Origin of the sequence: Brevundimonas vesicularis, from assembly GCF_032067225.1 — a bacterium.
In the GTDB taxonomy this organism is placed as follows: Bacteria; Pseudomonadota; Alphaproteobacteria; order Caulobacterales; family Caulobacteraceae; genus Brevundimonas; species Brevundimonas vesicularis_F.
On record NZ_DAMBJX010000096.1, the window covers coordinates 1 to 6,519 of the forward strand.

The following is a 6,519-nucleotide window of genomic DNA, read 5'->3' on the forward strand; positions in this document are numbered from 1 at the left end:
ATGGCGTGCCGTTGGTCGTGATGCCGATGGGGCGTGATCACGCCGACAACGCCGCTAGGGTGGAATGGTTGGGTGCGGGCGTTCGGCTCTCAGAGCGCGCTTCGTCAGCCCGGATCAAACGTGCGCTGGTTCAGGTGCTTGCCGACGGAAAATACCGAGGAAACGCGCGAAGCTTCGCGAAGCGCCTGTCGGATTGCGACGTCAGTTCGAGACGCGCCGCCGACGGCATCGCATCGCTCGTGCGAACCGACGAGGCTTTGGCCGCTTGAGCGGGCAGGTCCGGCAACATCACCGTGCGATGGCGCCGCGGACATAGATCGCAAAAACAGGGGCAACGGGTTATGAGTGAGATCGGAAAAAGGGTGTGGGTGATTGCGGAAGGTTATATTCCCAGCGACAGCACGGGCCCAAGCCCGGCGATGATCAGCCATGAAACGGCTTGTATCCTCAATCCAGGCGACGCGTCGACCGACGTGGAGATCACGCTCTTCTTCGAGGATCGCGAACCGGTCGGCCCTTATAAGCTGACGGTCGGGGGCCGGCGGACCAAACATGTCCGCTTCAATGACCTACATGATCCTGAGCCCGTGCCCCGCGATACGGACTACGCAAGCCTCATTCGCTCACGACACCCTGTCGTCGTGCAGCATACGCGCCTGGATTCGCGACAGGCGGCGAATGCGATCATGACAACCGTCGCCTATAGTGAATGACACTTCGATCCTCGCATTTGTGGATCGAGCATCGTGCCCTCGTCGGTCGAACTATCGCTTTCGTCCGAACGGCCGAAAGCGAACATAGGAAACTGCGGCCGGCTTCGAGATTTGATCCTCTCACTCTCAGTGCGCCGCGCAGATCATAGACGTCGAGGTCGAGGCGAGACGTAGATGACGAACGACGAAAATGTCCCGGGCTGGCGACCGATCAGCCCGCCCGAAGAAGCCGCGGCGAGAAACGGTGCGCTCCCCGCCTATGTGGCCAACGGCCTGATCGGTCTGCGCGTGCGGGAAATGGCGCTCTCGCCGGGCATGACGATCGTCAATGGCGTCGTCGGCCAAGACCCGGAACGCCGCATCGAGGCGGGCGTCCCTGTCCCCTATCCGCTGGAAGCCGACATCTGCATCAACGGCGTCTGGCTGTCGGACCAGCCTTGGTGCGTGAGCGACTTAAGTCAGGCCTATGATTTTTCGACCGCTGAACTGACCAGCCGCTGGCGCGCGCGGATGAGCGACGTTAGCGCCGAGATCGAGGTCGTCACCTTCGCCAGCCGCACGGCGCCGGCCGTCGTCATGCAGGAGGTCATGGTTCGACCGGATGCGCCGTGCGACATCCGCCTGCGCGCCCGGACCTCGACCGCCGATGTCAGAGGGCGGGTCATGCGGCGTCGGACGGACACGCCCGGAGAAACGGATCCCGCTTGCGACGGCTCCCTGCTGTGGTCGACAGAGGGCGACCTATCGACCTGCGGGATTGCGCTGTGGACCGAGACGGATCCGGCCGCCGAGCGCGAAGTCACCCCTTGGGATGCGTCGGGACCGTTGCAAACCACTTACGATTTGGGCCTGGTCGGCAAGCGCGGTGCGCGACTTCGCCAGATGGCGGCCCTTGTTCCCTCGCTGATCCATGCGCGACCCGACGAAGAGGCCGTACGTCGGGTGGCGCGCGCGGCCCAGACCGGGTTCGAGACCCTTCGCGCCCGCAACCGCGACGCCTGGCGTGAGCTGTGGCGGGGCAGGATCGTCGTGACGGGCGCCGATCCAGCGCATCAGGCCTTGATCGATGCGGCGTTCTTCTATCTGAACAGCTCCGTCCACCCCGCCTCGCCGGCCGCGACCTCGATCTTCGGCCTGGCCGCGTGGCGGGACTATTCCTACTATTTCGGCCACGTCATGTGGGACATCGACGCCTTCTGTGTGCCGCCCCTGATCCTGAGCCAACCCGACGCCGCGCGCGCCTTGCTCGACTTCCGCTCGCGCAGTCTCGCGGCGGCCGCATCGAACGCGCGTCTGTCCGGCCGTCAAGGATTGCAGTTCCCGTGGGAGGCGGCCCCCTTGTCCGGCCAGGAAGCGACGCCAGGCGGCGGGTCGGGGGCGGCGCATGAGGATCATGGGACGCTGCATGTGGCGCGCGCGTTTAGCCTGTTCGCCGACGCCACAGGCGATGAGGCCTTCCTGCGGGAAAAGGCCTGGCCCGTGCTTGAAGGCGTCGCAGACTGGATCGTCAGTCGATTGAGCCTGACAGAGCGCGGCTATGAGCTAATGCGCGCTACAGGACCGGCTGAGGTCCCAAGCCCGCCGGACAATGACGCATTCACCTTGATGTTGGCCGACGATGTTCTGTCGCGGGCGATAGGCGCTGCGGAGGTGCTTGGACGACCGCCCCATGCGGCGTGGCGTGCCATTCGTCAGACCCTGTATCTGCCGCTACGTTCAGACGGAGCGATTGCGGCGCACGACGGCTTCCGCATCGATGAACCCAAGGGCGCCACCCCATCGCCCTTGGCCGGACTGTTCCCGGGCGGTTATCAAGCCAATCCGGAGACGATGCGCCGAACTCTCGATCTCTATCTGGCCCACTGGCGGGACTATGTCGGGGCGCCGATGTTTCCCGCCCTCTACGCGACGTGGGCCGCCTTGGCCGGCGACCGCGCCTTGGCCCTTCAACTGTTCGAGGCTGGATACGCCGCCTATGACGCCGGCCGTTTCCATCAATGTCTCGAGTATCGACCGGACCATCCCGACAGCGAAACGGCGGCCGGTCCGTTCTTCGCCAATCTGGCGGGCATGTTGATGGGGCTTGTCTACGGATTGACGGGGCTGGAAGCGCGCGGCGCGCCAGAGACATGGCCGAGACGGGTGGCGATCTTGCCGGCGGGATGGGACGCGATCACCGTTGAGCGCATCTGGCTGGGCGATCGAAGGGCGCGGCTGCATGTCGAGCACGGAAAGCCAGCCGCAATCACATGGCTTTGACTGCGAAGCCGGTGCACACGCCCTCGGCCGACGACGCCATCGCTAATGGCGGCGACCCGAGCGTTGATGGGCGATCCTCACACGGACGTTTAATCTCGTCTGTAGGCCAAGGTCCCAGCGAACACCGTCGCTCCCGCGTTATTCCTGACCGAAATCTCATACGTCTCCTCGCCCTCATTATGGGACTCCGAGAACATTTCGCCCAGCGCCTTTCGCGCTAGACGGCGCGCGCTGTTGTCGGACGGACAGTCGATGCCGACACCGTCGCGGCGGGCGCCGCTGGGATCGACCGTATCGAAAAAATATCGCATCTCAGACCTGGGCGTTTGGCTTGGTGCCTCCAAGGTGCAGGTAGCTGGGCTGGAAGCCCGCGAACTCGGCGAGGCGATCAAAGTTCGGAATTTCTACGAACCGCCCCTCTGTGCGGATCAGATCGGCGCCGCGCAACGTCATCAGCGTCCGGTTGATGTGCACTGGGCTCATGGAGGTGATGTCGGCGAGTTGCGCCTGCGTCAGCGGCAGGTCCAAGCCCGCTTCATCGGCGAAACCGACAGCGCGGAGCCGGAAATGGAGCTCGCAGATCAGATGCGCCAGGCGTTGATCCGCGGGGCGCTGGCCGATGTTCACCAGCCACTCGCGCAGGGTGGCCTCGTCCACCAGCCTCGCCCAGTTGAGCGCCAGGTTGATCCTCGGATTGTCTGTCAGGGCATTGATACGAGCCGGAGAGATTTGCGCGACCCTGGCGTCCGTCAGAACGCCGATCCCATGATCCATCTCGGTCAGGATCTGCACATGCAGATCACACATGTCGCCTGGAACGAGGATCGCCATGACCTGACGCTGACCGTCCTCCAGCATCTTGTAGCGACAGCCCCAGCCCTCAAGCACCACGTGCACGTTTCGGGGGACTTCGCCCTGCGACGAGATATCCGCTCCTGCCTTAAAAGTGCAGACATCCAGCACGGCGTCGCGGAGATCGATCCGATCTTGATCGGTCAGATAGGCGCCATACTCGAGCTTGCGGATGAAGGGGTCGATCATGGTGTTCGCCTCATCTGTCCGCCCTCACCCTAAACTTAGCGGGCTTCATTTGCACAGCCGCAAAGCCCTACGAACACGGGTCGCCAAAAATGCTCGCCGCTAACCTGCGTTAGAGAAGCGCGGGCGTCGCTGCGTCATTCTCGGGGAATGGCGCTGTTCTCCGGTCCGAAAATCCGCCGTGCGCGGTTATCGAACAACCGCTTCGATCGGCTACTCGCCTGGATCTCTGTGTTCGCGTGCGCTGTGGTGACGACCCTGCTTGTGGTCCTGTCCCTGCCGCATCTGACGGGCTGAGTGAGGTCTTGCGCTTCGCCAGCGGCTTGTCCGCTTTGCAGTCGCCGAACCGGATCCGATCTTCGGCCCGGCCCACCGACCGATATTGGACACAGGAAACGGAACGGCTCTCCCGCTGTTTCGGGTTCATCAGGAGGCGCCCATGACAGACGACAAAACCCAGACCGGCAACCCGGATCGCCAGCGGATCAGCCTGAGCGAAAACTATGAGGCTCGGGATTGGGCCGAGAAGTTCGGGGTCACCGAAGATCAGCTTCGACGGGCCGTCGAGAAGGTGGGAAACTTGGCGAGTGACGTCGAAAGAGAGCTTCGAGCCTGATGAAATCGGATCAAGAAGCCGAAGCCGCGTTGCCGCCGGGCGTCGCAAAAGGTCGGCGTCTTGACACGACGCCGACGGAACAGCAGCTGGCGGCGGGCGGCGTTGGGCCAGGCGGCCAGCCGGGTCCGGACCCCGCGACGCGAAGGCTGCAGGAGGGCCGAACGGACGCCCGTGATTCTGAAGGGCAGACCGAGCCGAACGAACCCTCGGGTTTACCGACGCAGGATTAATGGAGCCAGGTCATGCTGAAGAAGTATGCCTACGCCTGGATTACACTGGCCTTCTTCACGGTCTCGATCGCCCTTCATTGGGGCTTCGGCTGGCTCGCCTATGTGGATGACCAGACCTCTCATGGGCAAGCTGTCCGTCTCTCGCCCTATCTGGTCGAAATGGGTCGCGACACCTTCGAGAACTGGCAGTCAGAGTTTCTGCAACTTCTCTGGCAGGTCGTCGGCTTGGCTTATTTTCTCTACGTCGGGTCACCATCTTCCAAAGAGAACGATGATCGAATGGAGGCTAAGCTCGATGCGTTGATCGAGTTGGTCGGAAAAGAGAAGGGTGCAGAGCTGATTGCTGACCTCGACAAGACCCACTTGCGTCACAGCGGCCATGCTACGATCCACAAGCCGCAATCTTACTGACAGCCCTCTGCTGACCAGAGCCCTACAAGCAGACCTTTTAAACGTCGGCTATGAGTCAAAAGCGGCACTTGGAAGCGAATGTCTAAAAAGCGCCAGGATCAGACATTGGCTTGCTGGCAATAACGCGACATTCAGGCGGGCGGTGAGGCTCCAACATCGGGCGTGCGGCGGGGTCCGCCTTCGACTCGTTTTGGACATAGAGGTGTTCTGCTGGTACTCAGCCAAGCGCCAGCGAAAGTTTTCGGGCCAAGTCGCTTTGATCGAACGGCTTGCGAATGATCCGATCATCGGTCGTCGCAGCCAAGCCTTCGATATCAGCATAGCCCGTCGCGAAGATGATCGGGAGGCCTGGCCTTCGGACAGTCATCTCGCGAGCGACCTCTCCGCCGTTCATGCCCGGCATGGCGAAATCCAGCACGACGGCTTGAATGTCAGGGTGCTGATCGAACATATCCAAGGCCGCGCCCCCGCTGCCGGCTTCGATGACACGATAGCCTAGATCGACCAGTATTCCGGACGTTACGGCCCTGACTGCGTCGTCGTCATCGACGACCAGAATGGTGGTGTCAGGGAGCGGCGCCGCGCTGATAGCCGTGTCTGGGACTGTCTCCTTCTGTGGAGTTGCGTCGGCGCGAGGCAGAAAGATTCTTATTGTCGTGCCCCTCCCGATCGCGGTGTCGATCGTGACGCCGCCCCCAGACTGTTTCGCCAAGCCGTACACTTGGCTCAGGCCCAGGCCGGAGCCCTTGCCCACGGCCTTTGTCGTAAAGAATGGCTCGAAGACCCGCGCTAGCACTTCGTCGGACATGCCTGAACCATCGTCCGCCACCGACACCACGACATGGTCCCCGGCGGGAGGCTGTTCGGGCGTCACAGGCTCCGGTGCGACCACGTTGGCGGTCTGGATTCTCAGCGTTCCGCCGACATCCATCGCGTCGCGTGCGTTGATGGCCAGGTTGAGAATGACCAGTTCGATCTGGGTGGGATCGATCATGGCCGGCCACAGGTCGTCCGCAAGATCGGGTTCCAGGATACGCACGGTCCCGCCGATGGTGCTTTGCAGGAGATTCTTCATGCTACGCACGGTTTCATTGAGATCGACCGGGCGCGGCTCGAGTTTCTGCCGCCGTGAGAAAGCCAGCATCTGAGCGGTCAGCTGCGCGCCCCGATGCGACGCCTCCGCCATCATGGACAGTCGCTTCTTGAGAGCTGGATCCTCTGTCCGTTTCCGGATCTGCTCGACGTTGCCGAT

General features: G+C 62.7%; 8 protein-coding genes. 5 read left to right on the forward strand and 3 right to left on the reverse strand.

What is annotated here, in order from left to right; all coding sequences use genetic code 11:
* The 3 genes from RT123_RS15240 to RT123_RS15250 form a co-directional block, all read left to right on the forward strand.
* A partial coding sequence (locus RT123_RS15240) for a glycosyltransferase (RefSeq protein ID WP_409514923.1) occupies positions 1–269 on the forward strand: 269 nt, incomplete at its 5' end.
* A 72-nt stretch (positions 270–341) separates the two neighbouring features.
* On the forward strand, positions 342–713 hold the full coding sequence (locus RT123_RS15245) for a sensory rhodopsin transducer (protein ID WP_313010052.1): 372 nt from the start codon (positions 342–344) through the stop codon (positions 711–713).
* A 174-nt stretch (positions 714–887) separates the two neighbouring features.
* Positions 888–2,972 carry a glycoside hydrolase family 65 protein gene (locus tag RT123_RS15250; RefSeq protein WP_313010054.1) on the forward strand — a complete coding sequence of 695 codons (2,085 nt, stop codon included), beginning with the start codon at positions 888–890 and terminating at the stop codon, positions 2,970–2,972.
* An 89-nt stretch (positions 2,973–3,061) separates the two neighbouring features.
* Here the strand turns inward: RT123_RS15250 and RT123_RS15760 are convergent, their stop codons facing one another.
* Complete coding sequence (locus RT123_RS15760) at positions 3,062–3,283, reverse strand: DUF6894 family protein (RefSeq protein WP_409514363.1); 222 nt, start codon at positions 3,281–3,283, stop codon at positions 3,062–3,064.
* A 1-nt stretch (position 3,284) separates the two neighbouring features.
* Positions 3,285–4,013, reverse strand: coding sequence for a Crp/Fnr family transcriptional regulator (locus RT123_RS15255; protein WP_313010055.1), 729 nt, complete (start codon positions 4,011–4,013; stop codon positions 3,285–3,287).
* A 436-nt stretch (positions 4,014–4,449) separates the two neighbouring features.
* Here RT123_RS15255 and RT123_RS15260 point away from each other — a divergent pair, with 436 nt between their 5' ends.
* Together RT123_RS15260 and RT123_RS15265 are read left to right on the forward strand one after the other, a co-directional pair.
* The gene (locus tag RT123_RS15260; RefSeq protein ID WP_082064521.1) at positions 4,450–4,626 is read left to right on the forward strand and encodes a DUF3606 domain-containing protein; all 177 of its coding nucleotides are present in this window, start codon (positions 4,450–4,452) and stop codon (positions 4,624–4,626) included.
* A 242-nt stretch (positions 4,627–4,868) separates the two neighbouring features.
* Complete coding sequence (locus tag RT123_RS15265) at positions 4,869–5,267, forward strand: DUF6766 family protein (protein WP_197458458.1); 399 nt, start codon at positions 4,869–4,871, stop codon at positions 5,265–5,267.
* A gap of 217 nt (positions 5,268–5,484) precedes the next feature.
* Here RT123_RS15265 and RT123_RS15270 read toward each other — a convergent pair.
* Positions 5,485–6,519: ATP-binding protein (locus tag RT123_RS15270; RefSeq protein WP_313010057.1), on the reverse strand; the 1,035-nt coding region annotated here is incomplete at its 5' end.

Bases quoted from the DNA above. Each gene is read 5' to 3' on its own strand.
- RT123_RS15260 (WP_082064521.1), top strand. From the start codon at position 4,450: ATGACAGACGACAAAACCCAGACCGGCAACCCGGATCGCCAGCGGATC.
- RT123_RS15245 (WP_313010052.1), top strand. From the start codon at position 342: ATGAGTGAGATCGGAAAAAGGGTGTGGGTGATTGCGGAAGGTTATATT.
- RT123_RS15760 (WP_409514363.1), bottom strand. From the start codon at position 3,283: ATGCGATATTTTTTCGATACGGTCGATCCCAGCGGCGCCCGCCGCGAC.
- RT123_RS15255 (WP_313010055.1), bottom strand. From the start codon at position 4,013: ATGATCGACCCCTTCATCCGCAAGCTCGAGTATGGCGCCTATCTGACC.
- RT123_RS15250 (WP_313010054.1), top strand. From the start codon at position 888: ATGACGAACGACGAAAATGTCCCGGGCTGGCGACCGATCAGCCCGCCC.
- RT123_RS15265 (WP_197458458.1), top strand. From the start codon at position 4,869: ATGCTGAAGAAGTATGCCTACGCCTGGATTACACTGGCCTTCTTCACG.